Origin of the sequence: Paraburkholderia sp. BR10936 (genome assembly GCF_040965735.1) — a bacterium.
Taxonomy (GTDB): Bacteria; Pseudomonadota; Gammaproteobacteria; order Burkholderiales; family Burkholderiaceae; genus Paraburkholderia; species Paraburkholderia nodosa_A.
This window is the reverse complement of sequence record NZ_JBFRCM010000023.1, coordinates 40,361-63,318: the sequence shown is the minus strand read 5'-3', so window position 1 is coordinate 63,318 and position 22,958 is coordinate 40,361. Positions and strand designations below refer to the sequence as shown.

At 67.3% G+C, this 22,958-nt stretch carries 20 protein-coding genes and 1 riboswitch; of the genes, 9 read left to right on the top strand and 11 right to left on the bottom strand.

The annotated features are described in order from the left end of the window. The first annotated feature begins 31 nt into the window (after positions 1-31). The gene (locus tag AB4Y36_RS34675) at positions 32-2,002 is read left to right on the top strand and encodes a PAS domain S-box protein (RefSeq protein WP_256094835.1); all 1,971 of its coding nucleotides are present in this window, start codon (positions 32-34) and stop codon (positions 2,000-2,002) included. A gap of 34 nt (positions 2,003-2,036) precedes the next feature. Here AB4Y36_RS34675 and AB4Y36_RS34670 read toward each other — a convergent pair whose 3' ends face one another. Further along, a complete protein-coding gene (locus AB4Y36_RS34670; protein WP_069266236.1) occupies positions 2,037-2,870 on the bottom strand; it encodes a class II glutamine amidotransferase in 834 nt (277 codons plus the stop codon). 62 nt (positions 2,871-2,932) lie between these two features. Next, positions 2,933-3,610, bottom strand: coding sequence for a MarC family protein (locus tag AB4Y36_RS34665; RefSeq protein WP_069266235.1), 678 nt, complete (start codon positions 3,608-3,610; stop codon positions 2,933-2,935). A gap of 245 nt (positions 3,611-3,855) precedes the next feature. Between AB4Y36_RS34665 and AB4Y36_RS34660 the strand changes: the two genes are divergently transcribed. Together AB4Y36_RS34660 and AB4Y36_RS34655 are read left to right on the top strand one after the other, a co-directional pair. Then, positions 3,856-4,071 (top strand): DUF3311 domain-containing protein, encoded by a 216-nt coding sequence (locus AB4Y36_RS34660; protein ID WP_028205546.1) that lies wholly within the window; start codon positions 3,856-3,858, stop codon positions 4,069-4,071. Continuing rightward, a complete protein-coding gene (locus tag AB4Y36_RS34655; protein ID WP_368685371.1) occupies positions 4,068-5,543 on the top strand; it encodes a sodium:solute symporter in 1,476 nt (491 codons plus the stop codon). Before AB4Y36_RS34660 ends, AB4Y36_RS34655 begins: the two co-directional genes overlap by 4 nt. A 61-nt stretch (positions 5,544-5,604) precedes the next feature. On the opposite strand, the gene AB4Y36_RS34650 is transcribed toward AB4Y36_RS34655, so the two are convergent. Then, positions 5,605-6,222, bottom strand: coding sequence for a glutathione S-transferase family protein (locus AB4Y36_RS34650; RefSeq protein ID WP_368602870.1), 618 nt, complete (start codon positions 6,220-6,222; stop codon positions 5,605-5,607). A gap of 13 nt (positions 6,223-6,235) precedes the next feature. Next, the gene (locus AB4Y36_RS34645) at positions 6,236-6,601 is read right to left on the bottom strand and encodes a hypothetical protein (RefSeq protein ID WP_069266232.1); all 366 of its coding nucleotides are present in this window, start codon (positions 6,599-6,601) and stop codon (positions 6,236-6,238) included. 103 nt (positions 6,602-6,704) lie between these two features. Here AB4Y36_RS34645 and AB4Y36_RS34640 point away from each other — a divergent pair, with 103 nt between their 5' ends. Continuing rightward, a complete protein-coding gene (locus AB4Y36_RS34640; protein ID WP_069266231.1) occupies positions 6,705-7,151 on the top strand; it encodes a MarR family winged helix-turn-helix transcriptional regulator in 447 nt (148 codons plus the stop codon). Here AB4Y36_RS34640 and cobM read toward each other — a convergent pair. Genes cobM through cbiE form a run of 3 tightly spaced genes read right to left on the bottom strand, consistent with a single transcriptional unit; the run spans position 7,148 to position 9,848 of the window. Further along, positions 7,148-7,885 (bottom strand): precorrin-4 C(11)-methyltransferase, encoded by a 738-nt coding sequence (cobM, locus tag AB4Y36_RS34635; protein WP_368685370.1) that lies wholly within the window; start codon positions 7,883-7,885, stop codon positions 7,148-7,150. The two genes, AB4Y36_RS34640 and cobM, sit on opposite strands and share 4 nt — an antisense overlap. After that, the gene (locus tag AB4Y36_RS34630; RefSeq protein WP_069266229.1) at positions 7,882-8,625 is read right to left on the bottom strand and encodes a cobalt-precorrin-6A reductase; all 744 of its coding nucleotides are present in this window, start codon (positions 8,623-8,625) and stop codon (positions 7,882-7,884) included. The genes cobM and AB4Y36_RS34630 overlap by 4 nt, the downstream gene beginning before the upstream one ends. After that, the gene (gene cbiE / locus AB4Y36_RS34625; protein WP_368685369.1) at positions 8,622-9,848 is read right to left on the bottom strand and encodes a precorrin-6y C5,15-methyltransferase (decarboxylating) subunit CbiE; all 1,227 of its coding nucleotides are present in this window, start codon (positions 9,846-9,848) and stop codon (positions 8,622-8,624) included. Before cbiE ends, AB4Y36_RS34630 begins: the two co-directional genes overlap by 4 nt. Before the next feature lie 118 nt (positions 9,849-9,966). After that, positions 9,967-10,154: riboswitch (cobalamin riboswitch) on the top strand. Positions 10,155-10,249: 95 nt separating this feature from the next. Between cbiE and cobG the strand changes: the two genes are divergently transcribed. From cobG to cobJ, 4 genes are read left to right on the top strand one after another with little or no spacing between them, the layout of a single operon-like run. Beyond that, a complete protein-coding gene (gene cobG / locus AB4Y36_RS34620; RefSeq protein WP_368685368.1) occupies positions 10,250-11,647 on the top strand; it encodes a precorrin-3B synthase in 1,398 nt (465 codons plus the stop codon). Further along, positions 11,640-12,266, top strand: coding sequence for a precorrin-8X methylmutase (locus AB4Y36_RS34615; protein ID WP_368685367.1), 627 nt, complete (start codon positions 11,640-11,642; stop codon positions 12,264-12,266). The genes cobG and AB4Y36_RS34615 overlap by 8 nt, the downstream gene beginning before the upstream one ends. Next, positions 12,267-12,998 carry a precorrin-2 C(20)-methyltransferase gene (locus tag AB4Y36_RS34610; protein ID WP_368602863.1) on the top strand — a complete coding sequence of 244 codons (732 nt, stop codon included), beginning with the start codon at positions 12,267-12,269 and terminating at the stop codon, positions 12,996-12,998. After that, positions 12,986-14,695 (top strand): precorrin-3B C(17)-methyltransferase, encoded by a 1,710-nt coding sequence (cobJ, locus tag AB4Y36_RS34605; protein WP_368685366.1) that lies wholly within the window; start codon positions 12,986-12,988, stop codon positions 14,693-14,695. The genes AB4Y36_RS34610 and cobJ overlap by 13 nt, the downstream gene beginning before the upstream one ends. Before the next feature lie 8 nt (positions 14,696-14,703). Here cobJ and AB4Y36_RS34600 read toward each other — a convergent pair whose 3' ends face one another. Beyond that, positions 14,704-16,254: a diguanylate cyclase gene (locus tag AB4Y36_RS34600; protein WP_368685365.1), complete on the bottom strand. Its 1,551-nt coding sequence runs from the start codon at positions 16,252-16,254 to the stop codon at positions 14,704-14,706. Positions 16,255-16,446: 192 nt separating this feature from the next. On the opposite strand from AB4Y36_RS34600, the gene AB4Y36_RS34595 reads away from it, so the two are divergent. Further along, complete coding sequence (locus AB4Y36_RS34595; protein ID WP_368685364.1) at positions 16,447-17,457, top strand: flagellar brake protein; 1,011 nt, start codon at positions 16,447-16,449, stop codon at positions 17,455-17,457. Positions 17,458-17,464: 7 nt separating this feature from the next. Here the strand turns inward: AB4Y36_RS34595 and AB4Y36_RS34590 are convergent, their stop codons facing one another. The 3 genes from AB4Y36_RS34590 to cobN all read right to left on the bottom strand — a co-directional run bounded on the left by AB4Y36_RS34590 (position 17,465) and on the right by cobN (position 22,958). Then, a complete protein-coding gene (locus tag AB4Y36_RS34590) occupies positions 17,465-17,989 on the bottom strand; it encodes a VWA domain-containing protein (RefSeq protein WP_368685363.1) in 525 nt (174 codons plus the stop codon). Positions 17,990-18,129: 140 nt separating this feature from the next. Further along, positions 18,130-19,164, bottom strand: coding sequence for an ATP-binding protein (locus AB4Y36_RS34585; RefSeq protein WP_368685362.1), 1,035 nt, complete (start codon positions 19,162-19,164; stop codon positions 18,130-18,132). After that, entirely contained in the window at positions 19,161-22,958 is a 3,798-nt protein-coding gene (gene cobN, locus AB4Y36_RS34580) for a cobaltochelatase subunit CobN (RefSeq protein ID WP_368685361.1), read from the bottom strand. Before cobN ends, AB4Y36_RS34585 begins: the two co-directional genes overlap by 4 nt.

Sequence of the window (22,958 nt, the reverse complement as noted above, 5' to 3'; positions counted from 1 at the left end):
GTGAACAGGCCCTATGACAGACCCGAGGACCATGACGACGCCCGACCCCGGCATCGCCCAGCAAAACACCGTCGCCGAAAGCCACCACGAACGCCGCTTCGAGGCGCTCGTGGAGCCGATCGAGGACTACGCGATCTTCCTGCTCGATACGCGCGGCTACATCGTGAGCTGGAATCGCGGCGCGGCCCGCATCAAGGGCTATGAAGCGCACGAGATCATCGGCCAGCATTTCTCGCGTTTTTACACCGACGAAGCCAACGCGCGCCGCTGGCCCGATCACGAGCTGGAGCAGGCCGCGCTGCACGGACGCTTCAACGACGAAGGCTGGCGCGTGCGCAAGGACGGCTCGATGTTCTGGGCCAACGTCGTCATCACCGCGCTGCACGAGAGCGACGGCTCGCTCTCCGGCTTTGCCAAGGTCACGCGCGACCTCACCGCCGAACGCCGCCAGGTCGAAGCGCTGCGTCTTTCCGAAGAGCGCTTTCGCCTGCTCGTGGAAAGCGTGAGCGACTACGCGATGTTCATGCTCGATCCGCAGGGCAACGTGGTGAGCTGGAACACCGGCGCGACCAACCTGAAGGGCTACCGTCCGGCCGAGATCGTCGGCCAGCATTTTTCCGTTTTCTATCCGCCCGACGAGGTCGCCGCCGGTCAGCCCGAACGCGAGCTGCGCCGCGCGAAGGAGTTGGGCCGGGTCGTGAGCGAGGGCTGGCGCGTGCGCAAGGACGGCTCGATGTTCTGGGCCAGTGTCACGCTCACCGCGGTGCATGACGGCCAAGGCCGCCTCACGGGGTTCGCGAAGGTCACGCGCGACATGACCGAAAGCCGCCGCACCGACGAACTCGAGCATTCGAGCGAACAGATGAAGCAGTTCCTCGCCTTGCTCGCGCACGAACTGCGCAACCCGCTCGCGCCGGTGCGCAACGCCGTGGCCACGATGCGCCTCATGGATGCGCCGAGCCCCGAGATCGAGCGAGCGAGCGAAATGATCGACCGTCAGATCGTGCACCTCACCCGGCTCGTGGACGACCTGCTCGACGTCGGGCGCATCACGTCGGGCAAGATCGAGTTGCGCGAGGCGCCGCTCGACCTGCACGAAGTGGTCGCGCACGCCATCGACGCGGCGCAGCCCTTCACCTCGGCACGCGGTCAGCACGTGGACGTGCAGATGCCCGACGAGCCGCTCACCATGAAGGGCGACCACACGCGGCTCGTGCAGGTGCTGCAGAACCTGCTGCACAACGCCTCGAAGTTCTCGCCCGACGGCAGCCGCATCGTCGTGGACGTGCGTTCCGCCGCGCGCGCCGTGCAGATCCAGGTGCGCGACGAAGGCCGCGGCCTGCGGCCCGGCACATACGAGTCGATCTTCGGCCTCTTCAGCCAGGACCGCTCGGCGCCGGGGCCCACGGAAAACGGGCTCGGCATCGGCCTCATGCTGTGCCGCTCGCTCGTCGAGCTGCATGGCGGCACCATCTCCGCCAGGAGCGACGGGCCCGGCAAAGGCAGCACGTTCACGATCCGCCTGCCGTTCGCGCGCGAGGCCACGCATGCCGTGCAGCCGCCGCCGCTCACGCCGGACACGGCCGAGCTTGCCGCGCTGGCCGAAGCCGGCGTGCCGCCGCTGCGCGTGCTCGTGGTCGACGACAACCGCGATTCGGCCGACAGCCTCGCCATGCTGCTCGAACTCAAAGGGCACGACGTGCGCGTGGCCTACAGCGCCGCTCACGCGCGCGAGGAAGTGGACGGCTTCACGCCGGACGCCGCGCTCATCGACATCGCCATGCCCGAGATCGACGGCTACGCGACGCTGCGTGCCCTACGCGCGCTGCCGCCACTCAAGCACACGCTGTTCGCCGCGATGACGGGCTTCGGCCAGGCTGCCGACATCGAGCTCACGCACGAAGCGGGCTTCGAGATGCATCTCGTGAAGCCCGTGGACGTCACGCTGTTCGACGAGGTGCTCGCGCTTGCGGCGGCAAGGCAAAGGCGCCGCAGCGCGTGACGTTCGACTTGTCGCGCCCTTGAGTTACGGTGCCTTAAGGTGAGATAGGTGCGAACGGCCGGTATTCGACCTCGGGGCCGCGCACGACAATGGCCGTCGATTCCGGCACTTCGGCCCATACATCGGGCGCATCGCCAAGTGGCTCGGACACGAGCAGATACGCGTCGTCGCCGGCTGCGATGATGCGCGGGTCGTCGGGATACAGTTCGCGCAGATGCCGGAACGCCGTGGTGTGATAAAGCGAGCGGGAATTGCGCTCGCTCGAATAGCGCACAGCGACGATCTGCTCGCCGTCGCATGCGCAAACCGTCATGTTGAGCGCCGGCTCGACGCCATGCTTTTGCGCGGTTGCCTCCACAAAACCCGCCATGCGTTCCAGCGCAAGAACGGGCTCGACTTCGAGGCCGAACGTCATCGCGAGATAGAACATCGTTTCCGAATCCGTCGACCCTTCGAGCGCATTGAAGCGCCCCGGATCGATCGCGACCAGCAGGTCGCGCCGCATCAGCGGATAGCTGCGGATCAGACCGTTGTGCGCAAAGATCCAGCGCCGGTGCCGAAACGGATGGCAGTTCGTTTCCTGCACCGGCGTATGCGTGGCCGCGCGAATGTGCGCGACGAACATGGGCGCACGCACCGCGCGCGCCAGTTCGCGCAGGTTGCGGTCGTTCCAGGCGGGATGCACGCTGCGGTAACGATAGGGAATGTCGTGCGGGTCCTGATACCAACCCATGCCGAAGCCATCGCCATTCGTGGTGGTCGCGCCTTTGGTGGAATGCAGGCTTTGATCGATCAGCGAATGCCGTGCGTGAAACAGCACGGTTTCGAGTTGCACGGGGTTCCCGCTATAAGCGAGCCAGCGGCACATGATGGTCTCCTTCGCGTGAGGACGTTTGTGTACGCCGGCCTGCTCACGAGCTACAGGCGCCGCTACTTCGCGGCGCGCAGGTCGGCGATCGGCGTGAGAAAGCCGGTCAGGCCAGTCAGTATGATCTGCACCCCGATGCACAGGAGCAGAAACGACGACACGCGCATGGCCACGCGCGTGCCTTCCACACCCAGGTACTGCGAAAGCCGCGCGGCGCGGCTGTACACGTAATAGATCACGAGCATGACGAGCGCGGAGATCACGAGCGACGCGAAGCTCGAGAGCAGCCACGCCGAAAGCTTGTGCGTGCGGTTGGCATTCAGCGCAATGGCTGTGGCGATGGAGCCCGGGCCGGTGGTGAGCGGAATGGTCAGCGGAAAAAAAGCTTTTCCGGAAGCCGAACTCGCGCTCACGGGCTTGACCGGATGATCGACCGCGGGCGGCTCCGGCTCGGGCGCGTTGAGCATTTGCCAGCCGGCCACGGCTACGGCGAGGCCGCCGCCGATACGCAGCGCTTCCATTGAAATACCGAAGAAATGCAGGATGGGCGTGCCGACGAAAAAAGCCCCGACCAGCACGAAGAACGCGTTGATCGCCACGCGTTTGGCGAGCAGGCGCCGCTCTTCGTCAGTAAGCGTTGTGGTGCGATCGAGAAAAACAAAAGCACCGCTCAAGGGATTGATGATGCTGATGAGTCCGGTGAAACCGAACAGGATGTCTGAAATCAGGCTCTCGATCATGGAGTCGATCCGTTGAGGGCATGCGCAAAAAGCGCGCCGGGCTGCGAGAAGTGTAGCCGGATCGGCGTCGGGCGTGCCTGATCGATGTCGCTCGATGCCGCGAAAAATGGCGCGTTGCACCAATCTTTACGGCAAGCCCTTCAGTATTTTTGGCGGCTTTACGGGGCGCGTTCACAAGCATAGAGTGGGTGGCTTCGCACCCCGACGCGACGTTTCTTTTCTTCTCATATGAAAGAGGAGTTGCCATGTCACTGCGGTTGCTCGCTGCCTTGCCCTTTATCGGCATCCTGCTAGGGGTGCCGTTCGTCAATCGCACCGAGCCGCTCGTGCTCGGCATGCCGCTCGTGCTCGCGTGGATCGTCATGTGGGTGGTGCTGGCCGCGGTGATCATGGGGATCGTCTACCGGCTCGACCCAGTCAACCGGCTCTCGGGCGAAGCGGATGCGGAGGTGCGATCATGAGCGCCCTCATCATCATCGCGGCGATGACCTTCGTCGCGCTCTACCTCGGCATGCGCGCCCGCCGCGGGCACGACATGAACCTCGAGCAGTGGGCCGTGGGCGGCCGCAGCTTCGGCACCGCGTTCGTCTTCCTGCTGATGGCGGGCGAGATCTACACCACCTTCACGTTCCTCGGCGGCAGCGGCTTCGCCTATGGCAAGGGCGCGCCCGTCTACTACATTCTGGCTTACGGCACGCTTGCATACATCCTCTCATACTGGATGCTGCCGCCCGTGTGGCGCTTCGCCAAGCAGCACCGGCTCGTTTCGCAGCCGCACTTCTTCGCGCGCAAGTACCAGAGCCCCGCGCTGGGCGTGCTGGTGGCTTGCGTGGGCGTGCTCGCGCTCGTGCCGTATCTCGTTCTGCAGCTCAAGGGCCTCGGCATCATCGTGACGACGGCCTCGTATGGCGCGATCTCCTCCACCGCGGCGATCTGGATCGGCGCGGCCGTGGTCACGGCTTACGTGATCGTTTCGGGCGTGCGCGGCTGCGCGTGGAACTCGGTCGTGAAGGACACGATGATTCTCGCCATCGCCGTGTTCCTCGGCATTTACCTGCCGATTCACCACTATGGCAGCCTGAGCGAGATGTTCCGCGCCATCGACGCCGCCAAGCCCGGCTTCCTCACCTTCCCGGCACGCGGCCAGAGCGTGACGTGGTTCCAGTCCACCGTGCTGCTCACGGCGCTAGGCTTCTTCATGTGGCCGCATACGTTCATGTCGGTCTACACCGCGAAGAACGAGCGCATCTTCCGCCGCAACGCGATGATCCTGCCGCTCTATCAGCTTATTTTGCTGTTCGTCTTCTTCTGCGGCTTCGCAGCCGTGCTCAAGGTGCCGGGCCTCAAGGGCGGCGACATCGACCTCTCGCTGTTCCGTCTCGCCCTGCAGACGTTCGATCCATGGTTCGTGGGCGTGATCGGCGCGGCCGGCGTGCTGACCGCACTCGTGCCGGGCTCGATGATCCTCACCACGGCTTCGACGCTGCTCGCCAACGACATCTATCGCGGCGGGCTCGTGAAGAGCGCGGACGACGCGCAAGTCGCGAAGCTCGCGCGCGTTTTCGTGCCGGTGATCGCGCTCGTGGCAGTCGGCTTCACGCTCAATGGCGGCGACACCATCGTCGCGCTGCTCCTGATGGGCTACAACTTCGTCACGCAGCTGTTCCCGGCGATGGTGTGCAGCCTCTCCGCGCGCAATCGCGTAACGAAGCAAGGCGCATTCTGCGGCATCGTGGCGGGCGTGCTGGTGGTGATCGTCACGACGCTCACGCATGTGAGCGTGGCTCAGCTGATTCCGTTCGCGCCGGACGCGCTCAAGGACGTCAACATCGGCTTCCTTGCGCTGTTCGTGAACGTGATCGTGCTCATGGTGGTGAGCACGGTGACGCAGCCGCGCACGCATGTGGATCACGAACATGCGCGGGCGCATTGATAGGGTGTAACGCGGTAGCGAGGCGGCCCAATCGGCGAGATCCGATTGGGCCGTTTTCCCTTTATGCCGCCTTGCGCGCTTCGGCGATGCGCTGCGGCGCCTCGGGACGCGCGTAGAGGCGTTCGAGATACGCCTGCAAGCGCGGGAAGCCCTCCAGCAGTTGCACTTCGTTGGCCCAGTCCATCAGATACACCGTCACGCAGTCGGCGACCGAAAGCTTGTTGCCGACGATGAACTCGCGTCCTTCGAGGTGCCTTTCGAGCACCGCGGCCATGCTGCTGAAGTCCTCCCGCGCGAGTTCGATATCGGCGGGACTGCGCTTTTCCGGTGGATACAGGAACGAATGCCGCGTGATTCTCCAGAGCGGCTGCTCCAGTTCGGTGACCGCGAACAGGGTCCAGCGATACGCCTGCGCGCGCTCGTCGAGATCCGCGGGCAACAGCGCCTTCTCTGGATATTTATCCGCGAGATACAGCACGATGGCAGCCGATTCGGGAATTACGCGGTCGCCGTCGATCAGCACGGGCACCTTGCCTGCGGGATTGATGCGCAGGTATTCAGGCCGCTTGTGCTCGCCTGCGAGCAGATTGACCGAGATGAATTCGAAATCGGCGTCGACTTCCTTGAGGCCCCATAGCGCGCGCTGCGAACGCGTGCCGGCAAAACCATAGAGTTTCATGACGCGCCTCCGTTCACACACCGGGAATCGGCAGAACGGGCATCACCTCGACGGCCTCGCCCGGAAAAATCGAAAAGTGCGGGTGGCCTTCGAACAGCTTCGCAGCCTCTTCGTGCGATGCAGCACGGAAAACGGTATAGCCGGTTAGCGCGTTAGATGTGTCCGCGATGCCATGCTCGCCAATCGATTTCGTCTTGCCGAGCGGGCCGCCCATATCGACGATCGATGCCTTGTGCTTTTCGACCCACGCGTGCCAGGCCGCAATGCCCTCCTTTTCCTTCGCGTGCCGATCGGCTTCGGAAAGCGCCGCCCATCCCTTCATGCGCGCGTTGTCTTTGGTACCGAGAAAAACAGCGAGAAACAGTTTCTGATCGCTCATGTGTCCTCCAACTGCTGGTCTGGTTGCTGGTCTGAAAACGGGAGCAACGGTATGTCGCCCATCCGGCCTTGACAGCATAGGTTGATATCAACATAATTGCAACATGGCACGCGCAAAGAAACTTCCCTTCGAAACCACGCTATTGGTGCGCGATTGCTGCCTGTGTCTGCATATGCAGCGGGCGGCACGCAATCTCGCGCGCATTTTCGACGACGTGCTGCGTCCGCTCGATCTCACGAACGGGCAGTTTTCGCTGCTGATGTCGCTGAACCGGCCGCATCCGCCCGGTATGAAAGACGTGGCGTCGCTGCTCGCCATGGACCGCACCACCCTCACGGCCGCACTCAAGCCGCTGGAGCGGCGCGGTCTCGTGGTCATCGAGCAGGACCCGGAAGACAAGCGCAGCCGTCTGCTGAGCCTCACGGACGAGGGGCATCGGCTGCTCAATGCTGCGTTTCCGCTATGGCAGCAAACGCATGAGGAGATCGAAAAGGAGTTCGCCGAGGGCGAGGTGGACAAGCTGCGCGCGCACTTGCGCGCGCTTTCCTAGTCGTGGCGCTTTTGCGCCCCATACAGCTTCGATTCCGCAAACCCCTCCGCCGCGAGCACGCGCCCTACGAGAATGAGCGCGGTACGCTCGATATCCGTAGCGAGCACCTTCTGCGCGATATCCGCGAGCGTGCCCGTTACGCGTTCCTCGTCGGGCCAGCTCGCGCGATAGATCACCGCGACCGGGCAATCTTCGCCGTAGTGCGGCAGCAATTCCTCGACGATGCGCGCGATATGGCGCACGCCCAGGTGAATCGCGAGCGTCGCTCGGTGACGCGCGAGGTCGCCTAACTGCTCGCCTTCGGGCATCGACGTTTTGGTGGCGTAGCGCGTGAGAATGAGCGTCTGCGAAATGCCGGGCAGCGTGAGTTCGCTGCCGAGCGCCGCCGCGCACGCAGCGGTCGCGGTCACGCCGGGCACGACTTCATAAGGAATACCGAGCATACGCAACCGCCGGATCTGCTCGCCGATCGCGCCATAGAGCGACGGGTCGCCCGAATGCACGCGCGCCACGTCGAAGCCCTGGGCATGCGCGTTTTCGAGCAACGCGACGATCTCGTCGAGCGTGAGCGGCGCCGTGTCCACCACCTTGTGCGCGCGGTGGCCCTCCAGCACGGCGGGCGGCACGAGCGAGCCCGCGTAGAGAATGACGGGGCAATTGCGCACGAGGCGCTGGCCTTTCACGGTGATCAGTTCAGGATCGCCCGGCCCCGCGCCGATGAAGAAAACGGTCATGCGTGGAAACTCCGCTGAATAGGGTTCGCGAGCGCGTCGATTGCTTCTTGCGCTGATGTGAACTCACATTGCGCGTCGGGCAGCGGCGGGCGCTGCATCATCACCACGGGCAAGCCCTTTTCGCGCGCGACGGCGAGTTTCGCTTCGGTCGCCGCGCCGCCGCTGTTCTTGCTGACCACGACGTCGATGCGCGCTTCGGTAAAGAGCGTGCGCTCGCCAACGGCCGTGAACGGCCCGCGCGCGTCGATGATGCGCGCACGGGCGTGGCCAGGATGCGCTTCGAGGCAACGGACCGTCCAGTGCTGATGCTCCGGCACCTCGTTCAGATGCGCAAGCGGCTCGCGCCCGAGCGTGAAGAGCGGGCGCGCGAACGGCATGACCGCTTCGACCACGCCGGCCCAGCCGCTCACCATGCGCCAGTCGTCGCCGGGCTGCGGCTGCCACGGCGCACGCCGCAGCGCCCAGTACGGCACGTGCGCCGCTTCGCACGCACGCGCCGCGTTGGCGCTGATCTGCGCGGCATAGGGATGCGTGGCGTCGAAAACCAGTGTGATGTTTTCGTCCGCGAGAAAGCGCGCGAGCCCTTCGGCTCCGCCAAAGCCGCCCACCCGCACCGCGCAGGCGAGATCGGCGGGCACGCGGCCAAGGCCCGCGAGCGAGTACACGTGCTGCGGGCCGAGCGTGCGCGCGATCGCCAGCGCATCGCCGGTGCCGCCGAGCAGCAGGATGCGCGCCGTCATGGCTTGACGGCCTCGTAAAGCGTGACGGGCAAGGCCGGACGCCAGGTGTCGAAGCCGCCCAGCGGCTGCGCCTCGCCGATGCCGACGCGCGTGAGCGTGCCGCCGTGCTGCGCGCGCCATGCCACGAGTGCCGCTTCGCTCTGCAACGTCACCGCGTTCGCGACGAGTCGGCCGCCGCTCGCGAGCGCCGCCCAGCACGCGTCCAGCACGCCGGGTACGGTCACGCCGCCGCCGATAAAGACCGCGTCTGGCGCGGCGAGCCCTGCGAGCGCGTCGGGCGCGCGGCCCGCAACGAGTTGCAAACCCGGCACGCCCAACGCCGCGCGATTGTGCTCGATGAAGCGTTGACGCTCGGCGTTCGCCTCGATCGCGATCGCGCGGCAAGCGGCGTGCGAACGCATCCATTCGATGCCGATCGAGCCGCTGCCCGCGCCCACGTCCCACAGCAACGCGCCGGGCGTCGGCGCGAGGCGCGCGAGCGTGAGCGCGCGCACGTCGCGCTTCGTAATCTGACCGTCGTGTCGGTAGGCGTCGTCGGGAAGCCCTGGCGTGAGCGTCCAGCCGCGCGCGGGCGTCTGCGCACTATCGCTTTCGCATTCGAACGCGACCAGATTGAGCGCCGCGGCTTCTTCAACGTGCCACGCATCGGCGCGGCCTTCTATGCGGCGTTCGAGCGGGCCGCCCAGATGCTCGAACACGGCAAGACGCGTGGCGCCGAAGCCCGCTTCGGCGAGCAACGCGGCAAGCGCCGCGGGCGTGCGCCCATCCGCGCTCAACGCGAGCACGCGCGAGCGCGCGTAGAGATGGCGGCGCAGCGCATCGAGCGGACGACCGACGAGCGAGACCATCGCCGTATCTTGCAGCGCCCACCCCTTGCGCGCCGCCGCGAGCGAGAGCGATGAAGGCGCGGGCAGCACGCGCATTTCACCGGACACCACGCGGCGCGCGAGTGTCGCGCCCACGCCGAACAGCATGGGGTCGCCGCTCGCGAGCACGCATACGGACTGATTCGACTCGCGGTACGCAAGCAGCGCCTCGACGCTAAACGGCTGCGGCCACGCTTCGCGCCGTGCACGCACGCGCGAGGGCAACATCGCCAGATGGCGTTCGCCACCCGTCACGATGGCCGCGTCGAACAGCGCGCGCCGCGCGTCGCGCCCGAGCCCCGCGTATCCATCGTCGCCGATGCCCACCACCGTCAGCCATACCTGCTTGCCCTGCATTCGCTCTCCCGCCGTTGCCTGTTTCTCTACACCGCCACGGGCCCGCAGCCCTATTGTGGGGCGGAGCACGCGTGAAAACGGGCATAATACCGTGTCCGCCGGCGCCTTTAAGGCAGTTTTGCATGGGACCGGAGTAAGCGCTGAAGCGCTAACTCCGGATCGCAATCAGGGAACACAGCAAGCTGTGGCCGCCCCGCGACTGTGAGCAGCGAGACCGCATCCACCCGAGCCACTGGTTTTACCGGGAAGGCCGATGCGGTTCACGACCTGCGAGCCAGGAGACCTGCCGGCCGACTGTTCGCGCGAACCCATATCGGACGGGGTGTACCGATACCGCTGCCGTTTCCCGCCTGCCGTGCGGGCAACGCGCCGCTCCAGCGTGATGCTTACCCGGTAATGCCTTGAAACACGAAACGAAGCCTGTCTCGCCCGCTGCCGCATTGGCCGTGCTCCGCCCCTCGGCGTGCCCGGGGCTCCTGCGCGTGGTCGCGGCGCGCGACGGCGGCCTGTGCCGCATCCGCCTGCCTGGCGGCGCGCTGAGCGCCGCGCGTGCGCGGGCCCTCGCCGACGCAGCGTCGACGCACGCGAACGGCGTACTCGAACTGACCAATCGCGCGAACGTGCAGATTCGCGGCGTGCGCGCCGGCGAAGAAGCGGCATTGAGCGCCGCGCTGATCGACGCAGGCCTCGGACCTGCCGGCATCGACGCCGCGAGCCCGGTCGAGCGTGCATGCGCCGCCGACGAATTGCGCAACGTGATGCTGAGCCCGCTCACGGGCCTCGACCCTGACGCGTTGTGGGACACGACGGAACTCGCCGCCGCGCTCATCGACATGATGCAGCGCGAGCCACGCTTCGCCGCACTCTCGCCCAAGTTCGCGTTGCAACTCGACGGCGGTGAACGTGTGGCGATGCTCGAGCATCCGCACGACATCTGGCTCGCCGCGCTGCCTTATGGCGCAACGGTGCGCTTCGCGGTGGGCCTCGCAGGTCGCCCCACGGCGCAGCCAGTCGGCACGCTCGCGGCCGAAGACGTTTGCGCATCGATGCGCGCGCTGTTGCATGCGTTCCTCGATCTCGCGGGCGCGGACGCCACACGCATGCGCGACGTCCTCGCCACTCATTCGCTCGACTCGCTGCTACAGCGCGCGCAACAGCATGGCGACTTCACGTTGACGCGTGACGACGCCACGCTGCCCGCTTGGCGCCGCGCGGCGAGCCCCGCCGGCTTGCGCCTCGGCGCACACGCGCTGCACGCCGACGGCAGCGGCTACGTGGGCGCGCAGCCCGCTCTCGGCCGTATCGACGCGCCAACGCTGCGCGCACTTGCCGCGCTCGCGGAAGACTCGGGCGACGCGACATTGCGCGTGACGCCCTGGCAAGGCGTCCTGCTGCCGAATGTGCCCGCGCACGCCATGCCCGTCGCGCTCGAACGCCTGGACGCGCTCGGTCTCATCGCCTCCCGCGCCGACCCGCTCGCGCGCCTCGTCGCGTGCACGGGCTCGACGGGATGTGCAAAAAGCCGCGCGGACACGAAGGCAGACGCACAGCGCCTCGCCGCAATGCTGCCGCCCGACGCCGAAGCCCACCTGAGCGGCTGCGAGCGCTCCTGCGCGGCCGCGCATTGCGCGCCGTTCACGTTGCTCGCCAGCACCCCGGACCACTACGACCTGTACCAGCGCGACGACACGCAAAGCGGCTTCGTCCAGCGCTTTGGCCAACTCATCGCGCGCAACCTGACGATCGAAGCCGCTGCGCTTGCACTCGCGCAGCGGCCCCGGAGTAACCAAGATGTCTGATTACATTCGCGACGGCCAGGCGATCTATCGCGAGTCGTTCGCGACGATCCGCGCCGAAGCCGACCTCTCGCGCATTCCCGCCGACCTCGAAAAACTTGCCGTGCGCGTGATTCACGCATCCGGCATGGTGGATGTGGCCGCCGACCTCGCATTTTCCGCAGGCGCGGGCACAGCGGGCCGCAACGCGCTCGCGGGCGGCGCGCCGATTCTCTGCGACGCGAAAATGGTCGCTTATGGCGTGACGCGCGCGCGCTTGCCGGCGAACAACGCCGTGATCTGCACGCTCGACGATCCCGCCGTACCGGATCTCGCGCGCGAGATCGGCAACACGCGCTCGGCAGTCGCGCTCGAACTGTGGCGGCCGCATCTCGCAGGCAGCGTCGTAGCGATCGGCAATGCGCCCACCGCACTCTTTTATCTGCTCGACATGATTGCCGCCGGTGCTCCGCGCCCCGCGCTCATCCTCGGCTTTCCCGTCGGCTTCGTCGGCGCGGCCGAGTCCAAGGCGCAGCTTGCAGCCGAAAGCCACGGCGTACCCTTCGTCGTCGTGCACGGCCGTCGCGGCGGCAGCGCGATGGCCGCCGCCGCCATCAACGCACTCGCTTCGGAGACCGAATAAATGATCCGCAAAGGACGTCTGCACGGCATTGGCGTCGGCCCCGGCGACCCCGAACTGCTCACGCTCAAGGCGCTGCGCCTGCTCAAGGCCGCGCCCGTGGTCGCGTATTTCGTCGCGAAGGGCAAGAAAGGCAATGCGTTCGGCATCGTCGAGGCCCATCTCGAAGCGGAGCAGGAACGCCTGCCGCTCGTGTACCCCGTGACGACCGAAGCGCTCGAACCGCCGCTCTCGTACGAAGCGATCATCGCCGACTTCTACGACGGCGCGGCGCAAACGCTTTCGCGCCATCTCGACGCCGGACGCGACGTGGCCGTGATCTGCGAAGGCGATCCGTTCTTCTACGGCTCGTACATGTATCTGCACGACCGGCTCGCCGCACACTACGAGGCCGAAGTCGTGCCGGGCGTGTGCTCGATGCTGGGCGGCGCGGCGGTGCTGGGCGTGCCGCTCGTCTACCGCAACCAGAGCCTCGCCGTACTCTCGGGCGTGCTGCCCGAGGACGAATTGCGCCGGCGCCTGGCCGACGCGGATGCCGCCGTGATCATGAAGCTGGGCCGCAATTTCGACAAGGTGCGCCGCGTGCTGGGCGAACTGGACCTCGCGCATCGCGCGCTGTATGTCGAGCGCGCAACCATGGCGAACCAGCGCATCGTCCCGCTCGACGACGTCGATCCGATGGCTTCGCCGTACTTCTCGCTGCTCGTCGTGCCGGGGGTGAAATGGCAGTCGTGACGCCGCCCGCCATCGTCATTCTCGGGCCCGGCGCGCTCGCCACGGCGCGGCGCGTGCAGACGCTTTACCCAGGCGCGCAGGTCCATGCGCTGGAGGGCCGCGTGGCAGGCGATGTCGCGTTCAGCGAGCTTGGCGCGCATTTGCGCGAATGCTATACGCGCGGCCTGCCCATCGTCGCGCTGTGTGCGGCGGGCATCGTGATCCGCTGCCTCGCGCCGCTCCTTGCCAACAAGGGCGCAGAGCCGCCGGTGCTCGCGCTCGCCGAGGACGGCAGCGCCGTCGTGCCGCTGCTCGGTGGACTCACGGGCGTGAACGTCATGGCACGCGAAATCGGCGCGGCGCTCGCGGTTGCGCCCGCCATCACCACGAGCGGCGAATTGCGCTTCGGCACCTGCCTGCTCAATCCGCCTGCGGGCTATGCGCTCGCGAGCCTCGCGCAAGGCAAGCGCTTCGTCTCCGATCTGCTTGCGGGCGCAGCGACACGCGTGGACGGCCACGCACCGTGGCTCGAAAATGTCGATCTGCCACGCGAGGCCGCGGCGCGCCATGCCATCCGCGTGAGCGCGCATGTCTGGGACGGCAGTCCCGACGACCTCGTCATTCATCCGCGCAGCATCGTCGCGGCCGTGGGTGCGCCACGCGAGGCGCTTGCCGATAACGTGCGCCGCGCGCTCGATGCGCACGGCCTCGCGCCGCTTGCGCTCGCGGCGCTCGTCGCCCCTGCTGCGCACATGCGCGATGCGTCGCTCGCGCAGGCGGCAGCGGAACTCGGCGTACCGCTGCGCTTCGTCGATAGCGAGGAGAACACGGCGCAAGCTACGCTCGCCGCCCTCGACTTCGCGGCGGACGTCGAGCGCTACACGCCGAACGACAACGGCGTCGCCCTCGCCTGCGCGGCCGTGCCGCTCGACCCGCGCGCGCTGGGCCGCGCGCGCGGCAAGCTCACGGTGCTGGGCCTCGGCCCCGGCCGCGCCGACCTGCTTACGCCTGCCGCGCGCGCCGCGCTCGACAGCGCCACCGATATCGTCGGCTATGCAACCTATGTCGAGATGGCGGGCCCGTTTCGCGCGGACCAGCAGCGCCACGCCACCGACAATCGCGAAGAACTGCAGCGCGCCCGCCACGCGTTCGAGATGGCGAGCGAAGGCCGGCGCGTGGCCGTGGTCTCCTCGGGCGACCCCGGTGTGTTCGCCATGGCGGCTGCCCTGCTCGAAGCGCTCGAAGGCTCGGACGACGCACGCTGGCATGCCGTCGAGCTGGCTATCGTGCCAGGCGTTTCCGCAGCGCTCGCCACGGCGGCGCAAGTCGGCGCGCCTCTCGGCCACGACTTCTGCGTGCTTTCGCTTTCCGACAACCTGAAGCCGTGGACGGTGATCGAAAAGCGCCTCCTGCACGCGGCGCAGGCCGATCTCGTGATGGCGTTCTACAACCCCATCTCGCGCGCGCGGCCCTGGCAGCTCGAGCGCGCGCTGGAAATCGTGCGCAGCGTGCGCGCGCCGCACACGCGCGTGGTGCTGGGCCGCGACGTAGGCCGCCCCGGCGAGACGCTGCGCGCCATGACCCTGGGCGAACTGCGTTCGGCGGACGTCGATATGCGCACGATGGTGATCGTCGGGTCGTCGGCCACACGCGGGTTCGCTCGTGGTGACGGTGGCGAATGGATTTACACGCCGCGCTGGTATCGCGAGGATGCCTAAAAAAGCGCTCACGCCTTCAAGGTAGGCAGCGCGTCGCGCGGGTCGGGTGGTGCACCCTCGAACTCGCGCGCCTTCACCTGATTGCGCCCCGCCTGCTTCGCGGCGTAAAGCTCCGTGTCGGCGGCGCGCAGCAGCGCCTGCGCGCCATCGCGCTTGTGCGGCACGCAGGTGGCGCAGCCAATGCTCACGGTCAGCGTGCCGAATTCGCTGTGCTCGTGCTCGATTCCGAGCGCCGCCACCTGCTGGCGCACCGCTTCCGCGATTTTCACGGCGCCGTCCGCCGGCGTGGCCGGCAGGACCGCGACGAACTCCTCGCCGCCGTAGCGCGCAACCATGTCCGTGGCGCGGCGGCAGGCCTCGCGTATCGCGCGTGCCACGGCGGCGAGCACCTTATCGCCCTCTGCGTGCCCGTAGAAGTCGTTGAAGAGCTTGAACTTGTCGATATCGATGAAGAGCACCGAGAGCGGTTCGCCCGCGCGTCTCGCGTGCTGCCATTCGGTTTCGATGCGCAAGTCGAGCGCGCGCCGGTTGAAGAGGCCCGTGAGCGCGTCGGTAACCGCGAGACGTTCGAATTCTTTTTGCGTGGCGAGCCGCGTGCGCATCGACAGTGCGAGCAGCCACGACGAAGCCGCAATCAGCGCGCCGAAGATCAACGCCATCGGCGCATAGATTTGCAGGCGGTGCCGCCATGCGTCGAGCGCGCCGTCCACGGAAGGCGCGACCACCGCGATGAGCGTCGTGTGCGGAACACGCTTGAACGTGTAGATGCGTTCGACCTCGTCCTCCTCGCCCGCGGCGATGAACGAGCCGGCGCCCGCCTTCAGCATCGGCTGGATGTATTCCAGCTCGCCGACTTGCGCACCCACTTCGTAGTCCGAATAGGGACGGTGCGCGAGCATGGTCCCGTCGTTCAGCAGGATAAACGCGCTGCCCTTCGGGTCGACGTCGATCCGGTCGAACAGTTGCTGAAAATAGGCAAGCCGCAGCGTGAGCAGCACGACGCCGCCAAACGAGCCGTCGTATTCGGTCACGCGGCGTGACAGCGCAATCGAATATTGGCCTTCGCGCGTGCGCGAGCGAATCGGGTCCGAAATATACATGCCGACCGAGCGATCGCGCTGCACCGTGAAATAGTCGCGATCCGCCAGATTGACGCCGGGATACGCGCGGCCGTCCCGCGATTCGACGATATTGCCGCTCGCGTCGGCACTGAACGCGTCGTCGAGATACGCGCCGGCCGCCACGCGGCCGAACAGCAACTTGCGGCGGATGTCGGCCGGAAGCCCTTGCGTGCGCGGGTCGCGCGCGCTTTCGGCGGCATCGATCAGCAAAAGGTCGTAGATGCCGAAATTCGCCTCGAGGTCGTTCGACATCAGCGCAACGAGCGCGGCCGAATGGCGCTGCGTGCCGAAGATGGCCTGGGTGCGCTGCTGCATCAGCCCCAACAGCACGATGGCAACGATGGCCGCGCCGACTAGCGAGCCCATCGTGCCGACAATGAACGGATGGCTGCCCACCCACTGCATGAGCGCCCGGTTCCATTGGCGGAGGATTCGCAAACATCGTGTCCAGAGCTTCATGAGGCATTTCCTCTTGCTCCGCGCGTTCCGTTGATACCGCTCGTACCGCGTGCCGGCCGATTACAGATTGCATTCAGGCGCCATCATACTGCGGCTCGCGAAACCGCCTTCGAATCGCGGCACATACTCAATTTCCCTGTCGTAGCGCCGTAAACCAGGTGAACCCGCGAAGTGAATTCGCGACGCGAACCGCTCACCGTCCACCCTGCGCCGATGACCAAGCCGACCACTGAAGATCAAGCCGCAGCCACCGACGCCGCAGCCGACGCTGCAACCGAAGCCGCCCCGCTCACGCCGCAAGCCCTGCCGGTCGGCGAGCCGCTCGCCTGGCCTGTCGTCGATCGGGACGGCGCCTTGCTGCTCGATGCCGGCTCGGTGCTGATGGGTGAAGCGGAACGCGACTTCCTGTTCCTGCATTTCGCGCCGCATCGCGGCGACAAGGAACGGCTCGAGGTTGCACCGGAGAGCGCGGCGGCCGCGAATGGGGCTAGCATCGGCGATACCGCGGCCACCACGCGCGACATGCACCTGACCATCGGCGCGCTGATGGGCCTGCGTCCGCAGATGGGTGCGAGCGGCGCGCCGATGCACCCGTGCCGCATGATCGGTTTCGCGCCCAACGAGGCGCTCTTCGTGACGACGCCCTATGTCGATGGCCGCCCCGTCGCCATCACGCCGGGTGAAAACGTGGAGATCGTCGCGATTGCGAGCCAGGCCGTCTATCGCTTCGTATGCACCGTGCATGCGCTCAGCCAGTCGCCGCTCGACTATCTCGTGCTTTCGAAGCCCGCCAACATCCGCCGCCTGCGCGAACGCCGCTCGATTCGGGTGCGCGCGCAATTTCCCGTGCGCTACGGCATCGGCGAGGAAGGTGCGGGTTATGACGGCGTGGCGCTCGCGCGCGGGATCAGCGCGCTCGGGCTTTCGGTGAGCGCCGCGTGGGCGCTCGGCAAGGTTGGCGAGCGGCTGCGCGTGGCCTTCCAGCTGCGCTCGGGCGACAACGCAACGGCGATCGAAACCAGCGCTGTCATCCGCAACGTGCAAGCGGAAACGGGCGACCCCGCCCACGCGACGCTCGGCCTCGAACTCGACCGCCTCACGGCCGCCGAGCAAATGGCGATGAAAGTGTACGTATTCGATCGTCAGGACGACGTACTCTACTGGACCGGCAGCATGCGCTGACGCGCGTTCAGGCGAGCAGCGCCTGAGCGTCCAGGCTCTCGCCGGCCCATGCCTGCGCGAGTGCCTCGCAGCGCCCCAGGCGCAGCGCGCCAAGTTCGCAATCAATCACCGTAACGTGGTCGGCGTGGCGTGGCCGCGCGGGCCACTGCGTCGTGCGGCCGTCGCTGAACAGCCAGAGATGGCGGGTGCGCGCCGGATCGCGGCGCGCGGCAGTGTCGAGCACCTGTGCCGCCCAGCCGATGCCCGCTTCGAGCGGCGTGCCGCCGCCCCCGCCGATCGGCTCGATCCAGCGCTCGTTCCACCAGCGCGGCACCGCGGGCCCGAACCTCAGCTCGGCGCCGGCACCCCCAAAAGCAATCAGCGCCACTTCCACACGCTCGGCGCGGGCGCGGTCGAATAGCGCGATCAACAACCCCTTGGCGAGCGCGAGCTGGCCGCGCGCGAGCATCGAAGCCGAGCAGTCCAGCACGAAGCAATGGAGCGCGCCGGACCCCGTCTTGCGTTTGGCGTAGCGGAAATGTCGCGCCTGCAACGATCCGGCGCGTTTGGCTGCGAGCGTGGGCGGCCAGGCGATGCGCTCGCCGTGCTTCGCAACTTGTGCGGGACCGCGTCCCGGGCCTTCTCGCCGTCGAGCGCCGCCCTGTGCCGAGGCGGCGGCCTGTGCCCGACGGGTCAGCGTTTTTTTGCGGGCAGCGGGATCACGCCCTTCACGGCCTTCGCCGCGACGGGCTCGGGCGGCAGCTCGCCCCAATCGGCATCCGATGATGTTTCGGTGTGCTTGTCTTCGTGCCTCGGCGAGGCGGGCGGCTGCGTCTCGGGTGAAGACGGCACATCGGAGCGCTGCGGCATGGCGTGCCGGCGATGCGCGAGCACGCAATCGGCAACCTCGTCGACGTGTTCCGGGCTCACCGCCTGCGCCCCTTCGAACGCGGCGAGCGCGCGCGCCGCACGCAGCATCACGAGATCGGCGCGCAAGCCGTCGACGGCGGCCTCGATGCAACGCTGCGCCGCGCGCTCGTGGACGGCGTCGCTCCAGTCGAGCTTGTCGAGCGCATCGCGGGCCGCCGCGATGCGCTGCGCGAGCGCGCGCTGTTCGGCCTCGCGCACCGCACAAAACGCCTGCGGATCGGCGTCGAATGCAAGCCGCGCCTTGACGATGCGTTGCCGTTCAGCGACGTCATAAGGCGTGCCGAGTTCGACCATCAAGCCGAAGCGATCGAGCAATTGCGGACGCAACTCGCCCTCTTCGGGATTCATCGTGCCAACCAGCACGAAGTGCGCGTCGTGCGTGTGCGACACGCCATCGCGCTCCACGGTGTTCACGCCGCTCGCCGCCGCGTCGAGCAGCACGTCGACGAGCGCATCGGGCAGCAGGTTCACTTCGTCCACGTAGAGCACGCCGCCGTGTGCCCGCGCGAGCAGCCCCGGCGCGAAGCGCACCGCGCTCTCGCGCAACGCCGCTTCGAGGTCGAGCGTGCCGATCAGCTTGTCCTCGCTCGCGCCGAGCGGCAGCGTGACGAACGCGCCTTCCGGCAAGAGCGCCGCGAGCGCACGCGCCGCCGTGGATTTCGCGGTGCCGCGCGGCCCGCTCACCAGCACGCCGCCTATCGCGGGGTCGATGGCCGCGAGCAGCAGCGCGCGCTGCAATGCCGCCTGGCCAACCAGCGCGGTAAAAGGAAAAGCGGGACGCGTGGCCGCTGCGCTCATGGTCCTGATCCTTCCAGATGCTGCCCGGCTTCGAGCAGACGGTGTTCGAGTTGTGCGCGATGCTCGCCCGGCTCCTGCCAGAGCCCGCGCTGGATCGCTTCGAGCAGGCGCTCGCACACGGCATGCAGCGCGTGCGGATTGTGGCGCTGCATGAATTCGCGCGTGTCGTCGTCGTGCACGTAGGCGTTCGCGACGAGCGCGTACTGATGATCTCCCACCACGCGCGCAGTCGCGTCATAGCCAAACAGGTAATCCACGGTCGCCGCCATTTCCGCCGCGCCCTTATAACCGTGGCGCTTCACGCCGTCGATCCACTTCGGGTTCACCACGCGCGAGCGGATCACGCGCGCAATCTCTTCGTGCAGCAGACGAATGCGCGGCGCGGCGGGGTTGCTGTGGTCCGCGTGATAGAGCGCGGGCTGGGCCTGCGAAAAATGCCGCGCCGCCACGGCCATGCCGCCCTGGAACTGGTAGTAGTCGTTCGAGTCGAGCAGGTCGTGTTCGCGGTTGTCCTGGTTCTGCAGGACCACGTCGAGTGTCGCGAGTCGCGCGCGGAACGCCTCGCTCGCCTCGTCGCCCGCGCTCTTTTGTGCGTAGGCGTAACCGCCCCACGCCTGGTACGCGTTCGCGAGATCGGCGTCGGTCTGCCACTGGCGATGGTCGATCAACGACTGCAAGCCCGCGCCATACGCGCCGGGGCGCGCGCTGAAGACACGCCAGCCCGCGCGGCGTCGCGCCTCGTCGGCGGCCATGCCGTTCGCGACCAGCGCATCGCGCTCGCGCAGCACGCGTGCGCGCAGCGGGTTCTGGTGCTCCGGCTCGTCGAGATCGGCCACCGCCTGCACGGCGGCGTCGAACAGATGCATGACGCTCGGAAACGCGTCGCGGAAAAAGCCCGATACGCGCAGCGTCACGTCGATGCGCGGCCGGTCCAGCGCCTCGACCGGCATGATCTCGAAGTCGGTCACGCGCTGGCTGCCGGCGGCCCACTTCGGCCGCACGCCGATCAGCGCGAACGCCTGGGCGATGTCGTCGCCGCCGGTGCGCATCGTCGCCGTGCCCCAGACCGAAAGCCCAATGGCGCGCGGGTAGTCGCCGTGCTCCTGCAGATGGCGCTCGATGAGTTGATGCGCCGATTTCATGCCGAGCGCCCACGCTGCTTGCGTCGGAATGGCGCGCGTATCGACGGAGTAGAAGTTGCGGCCCGTGGGCAGCACATCGGGGCGGCCGCGCGAGGGCGAACCACTCGGGCCTGGCGGCACGAAGCGGCCTTCGAAGCCACGACGCAGCTGGCGCATCTCTTCGGGGCCGCAGGCGTCGAGGCGCGGCAGCACGTCGTCGCGCAGGCGCGCGAGCACCTGGGCAGCGTGGGGAAGCGACGCAGTCTCCGCATCGCTTCGTTGACCTGAGCAAATGTCTTCGATGATCAGCGTGGCCGCGAGCATTTCCAGGCGTTCGCGCGTGTCGCCCGCATGACGCCATGGCGTATCGCTCACCGCTGCGAGCCGTGGTGGACGCGGGCCCTGCCACGGCGCAGCCCAATCGACCGTGGCCGGATCGACGAGGTGATCGATGCGCAGGTCTCGCGCGAGCGCATCGATGAGACCTGCGTTTGCGCCTTGCCCGTCCCCGCATGCGTATCGCCCGAGCGCGAGCAGCGTGTCGCGCCGCTGCTGGCCTTGCGGCGATTCGCCGAACGTATGCAGGCCGTCGCGAATCTGCGCTTCCTTCAGCTCGCACAGGTAAGCGTCGGCGCGCGTGAGCAATTCGTCTTCGGCAGCCTGATCCTGCGGCGCGGCGACGCTCAATTCCTCGTGCAGCCGATGCTCGATGATGGTCGCGAGTATGGTCTTGCGCAGCAGCTTCGCGCGGCGCGGGTCCACCATCAATGCTTCGTAATACTCATCGACCTGACGTTCGAGGTCTTGCAGCGGTCCGTAGTTTTCGGCGCGCGTGAGCGGCGGCATCAGGTGATCGATGATCACGGCCTGGGCGCGGCGCTTGGCCTGGCTCCCCTCGCCCGGATCGTTGACGATGAACGGGTACAGATGCGGCAGCGGCCCGAGCGCCATGTCGGGCCAGCAGGTGTCGGCGAGCGCCACGCTCTTGCCCGGCAGCCACTCCAGGTTGCCGTGCTTGCCCACGTGCGCGATGGCGTCGATGCCGAAGGTCTCGCGCAGCCAGAAGTAAAACGCGAGATACGCGTGCGGCGGCACGAGTTCGGCGTCGTGGTAGTTCGCGTAGGTGTCGTCGCCGCGCGAGCGCGACGGCTGGATGCCCACGAACACCTGGCCACAGCGCCAGCCCGCAATCATGAAGCGGCCGCGGCGCACCGTGGGGTCATCCTCCGGCACGCCCCAGCGCGCGATCAGCGCGTTTTGCGCCTCGGCGGGCAGTTGCGAGAAGCGCGCGCGGTAGTCGTCGAGGGAAAGACTCTGCCATGCGGGACGCAGCGCGCGCGTGTCGGGATCGTTGGTCACGCCCTGCGTTAGGATGCGCATGAGCGCGTCGCCGTCTGCGGGCAGATCGGCCACGCGATAGCCTTCGTCGCGCAGCATGCGCAGGATGCCGACCACCGAGGCCGGCGTGTCGAGCCCCACACCGTTGCCAATGCGCCCTTCGCTCATCGGATAGTTCGCGAGCACGAGCGCGAGTTTCTTCTCCGCGTTCGGCAGGCTGCGCAGACGGCACCACCGGCGCGCCAGTTCGGCGACGAACGCCACGCGCTCGGCATCGGGCTGATAGCGCACGACATCGACCTGCGTCTCTTTGCAGTGGTATGCGAGGCCCTTGAAGCTGATCGCACGCGTAATCACGCGGCCGTCCACTTCGGGCAGCGCGATATGCATGGCGATGTCACGCGAATTCAGGCCGTGATTGTCCTTCACCCAGTCTTCGCGATTGCCGCCGCTCAGGATCACCTGGAGCACGGGCGCGTCGCCGGCGAGCGCGATCGGTTCGGGGTCGTCGAGCGACGAAGCCGCGAAGGCCGTGGTATTCAGCACGAGCGAGACGTCGTGCTCGGCCGCCAGTTGATCAAGCACGTCGCGGCTCAAAGTGTCCTTGAGCGACGTGATCGCAAGCGGCAGCGGGTTCAGGCCGCGCGCGAGCAGCGCGTCGATGAGGGCATCGAAAGCGGCGGTGTTCGCCGCCTGCAGATGCGCCTTGTAAAACAGCAGCGCGACGACCGGCGCGCCAGGTTGCCAGCGCACGCGCCATTCGTCGATGGTCGCGACGTCGCGCTGCGGGCAATAGAGCGCAGCGGCGGGCAACGCAATGGGCGGCGCAGGCTCGCTGCCCCAGTCGAATGCGCGCCACGCGAGCGCACGCAGGAACGATTCGGCGTTGGCCGCGCCGCCTTCGCGCAGATAACGCCACAGCAAGCGGCAAAACTCGGGCTCGGCGCGGCTCTTCGCGATGAGATTGGGGTCTTCCTGCAAGTCGCCCGAAAACATCGCGAGCAGTTGCCCGCGGCGCTCGGCTAGCGAGACGACCTGCTCGATGCCATATGGCCAGTACGTTTCACCGCCCAGATGATCGACCACCACCACGCGCGCGTGCTGCAAGACATCATCGACGTAGAAGTCCACCGACGCGGGCTGGCGCAAATAGGTGACGTTCGCAAGCCGCACGCTCGGAAAACCTGCGGGCAGGCGCGGCACGACGCTCGCCAGCAGCGCGAGCGTCGTGTCCGCCGAACTGAGCACGACGATCTCGGCGGGCTGCTGGTCGATCCGGATAACGCCCTGCGTGTCGTCGACGAAGCCGCCAGGCGTAGTGCGCAGCAAATGCAT

What these genes read in the sequence shown, in the direction of transcription:
- AB4Y36_RS34675 (WP_256094835.1), top strand. Translation starts at nt 32, where the DNA reads ATGACGACGCCCGACCCCGGCATCGCCCAGCAAAACACCGTCGCCGAA.
- AB4Y36_RS34670 (WP_069266236.1), bottom strand. Translation starts at nt 2,870, where the DNA reads ATGTGCCGCTGGCTCGCTTATAGCGGGAACCCCGTGCAACTCGAAACC.
- AB4Y36_RS34665 (WP_069266235.1), bottom strand. Translation starts at nt 3,610, where the DNA reads ATGATCGAGAGCCTGATTTCAGACATCCTGTTCGGTTTCACCGGACTC.
- AB4Y36_RS34660 (WP_028205546.1), top strand. Translation starts at nt 3,856, where the DNA reads ATGTCACTGCGGTTGCTCGCTGCCTTGCCCTTTATCGGCATCCTGCTA.
- AB4Y36_RS34655 (WP_368685371.1), top strand. Translation starts at nt 4,068, where the DNA reads ATGAGCGCCCTCATCATCATCGCGGCGATGACCTTCGTCGCGCTCTAC.
- AB4Y36_RS34650 (WP_368602870.1), bottom strand. Translation starts at nt 6,222, where the DNA reads ATGAAACTCTATGGTTTTGCCGGCACGCGTTCGCAGCGCGCGCTATGG.
- AB4Y36_RS34645 (WP_069266232.1), bottom strand. Translation starts at nt 6,601, where the DNA reads ATGAGCGATCAGAAACTGTTTCTCGCTGTTTTTCTCGGTACCAAAGAC.
- AB4Y36_RS34640 (WP_069266231.1), top strand. Translation starts at nt 6,705, where the DNA reads ATGGCACGCGCAAAGAAACTTCCCTTCGAAACCACGCTATTGGTGCGC.
- cobM (WP_368685370.1), bottom strand. Translation starts at nt 7,885, where the DNA reads ATGACCGTTTTCTTCATCGGCGCGGGGCCGGGCGATCCTGAACTGATC.
- AB4Y36_RS34630 (WP_069266229.1), bottom strand. Translation starts at nt 8,625, where the DNA reads ATGACGGCGCGCATCCTGCTGCTCGGCGGCACCGGCGATGCGCTGGCG.
- cbiE (WP_368685369.1), bottom strand. Translation starts at nt 9,848, where the DNA reads ATGCAGGGCAAGCAGGTATGGCTGACGGTGGTGGGCATCGGCGACGAT.
- AB4Y36_RS34615 (WP_368685367.1), top strand. Translation starts at nt 11,640, where the DNA reads ATGTCTGATTACATTCGCGACGGCCAGGCGATCTATCGCGAGTCGTTC.
- AB4Y36_RS34610 (WP_368602863.1), top strand. Translation starts at nt 12,267, where the DNA reads ATGATCCGCAAAGGACGTCTGCACGGCATTGGCGTCGGCCCCGGCGAC.
- cobJ (WP_368685366.1), top strand. Translation starts at nt 12,986, where the DNA reads ATGGCAGTCGTGACGCCGCCCGCCATCGTCATTCTCGGGCCCGGCGCG.
- AB4Y36_RS34585 (WP_368685362.1), bottom strand. Translation starts at nt 19,164, where the DNA reads ATGAGCGCAGCGGCCACGCGTCCCGCTTTTCCTTTTACCGCGCTGGTT.
- cobN (WP_368685361.1), bottom strand. Translation starts at nt 22,958, where the DNA reads ATGCATTTGCTGCGCACTACGCCTGGCGGCTTCGTCGACGACACGCAG.